This window comes from uncultured Shimia sp., assembly GCF_947493595.1.
Lineage (GTDB): Bacteria > Pseudomonadota > Alphaproteobacteria > Rhodobacterales > Rhodobacteraceae > Shimia.
Map to the genome: position 1 here is coordinate 1 of NZ_CANLRL010000019.1, position 521 is coordinate 521.

Genomic DNA, 521 nt, shown 5'->3' on the forward strand with positions numbered 1-521 from the left:
GTGCCGACCTATCCGGATGCCTCCCGCTTCTGGCAGGTCTGTGAAAAGCACCGCGTGAACCAGTTCTACACCGCGCCAACCGCCCTGCGCGCCCTGATGGGGCAAGGCAATGAGTACGTTGAGAAATGTGATCTGAGTTCCTTGCGCATCCTTGGCACCGTGGGTGAGCCGATCAACCCGGAAGCCTGGACCTGGTACAACGATGTGATTGGTGGCGGCCGCTGCCCGATTGTGGACACCTGGTGGCAGACCGAGACCGGCGGACACATGATGACCCCGCTGCCCGGCGCCCATGCGACCAAGCCAGGCGCGGCGATGAAGCCGTTCTTTGGCGTGAACCCGGTGGTGCTGGATCCGCAGTCCGGCGAAGAGATCACCGGCAATGATGTCGAAGGGGTGCTCTGCATCCAAGACAGCTGGCCGGGTCAGATGCGCACGGTGTATGGCGATCACGAGCGCTTTGAGAAGACCTACTTCAGCGACTACAAAAACTACTACTTTGCTGGCGACGGCTGCCGCCG

The 521-nt window shown here is 61.6% G+C and carries 1 protein-coding gene; it reads left to right on the forward strand.

The features are described from left to right. Positions 1-521 (forward strand): AMP-binding protein (locus Q0955_RS20835; RefSeq protein ID WP_299428830.1); only part of this gene is annotated, 521 nt, incomplete at both ends.